Genomic DNA, 306 nt, shown 5'->3' on the forward strand with positions numbered 1-306 from the left:
CCCGTAGGAGTCTGGACCGTGTCTCAGTTCCAGTGTGACTGATCATCCTCTCAAACCAGTTATGTGTCATTGTCTTGGTAGGCCATTACCCCACCAACTAACTGATACAATACAGGCTAATCTCTTACCAATAAATCTTTCCCTTATTAACTTAGGTTAATAAGGAGTATAAGGTATTAGCAATCGTTTCCAATTGTTATCCCTTAGTAAGAGGCATATTACCTATACATTACTCACCCGTGCGCCACTTAGCTGACAATTATAGCAAGCTATAATCCGTTCTCGTTCGACTTGCATGTGTTAAGC

Annotated in this window: 1 rRNA gene; it reads right to left on the reverse strand. The window is 41.2% G+C overall.

The features are described from left to right. Positions 1-306, reverse strand: a 16S ribosomal RNA gene (locus tag CJ670_RS09700); the annotation flags it as partial.

This window comes from Arcobacter cryaerophilus gv. crypticus, from assembly GCF_002993025.1.
Classification (GTDB): domain Bacteria; phylum Campylobacterota; class Campylobacteria; order Campylobacterales; family Arcobacteraceae; genus Aliarcobacter; species Aliarcobacter cryaerophilus_B.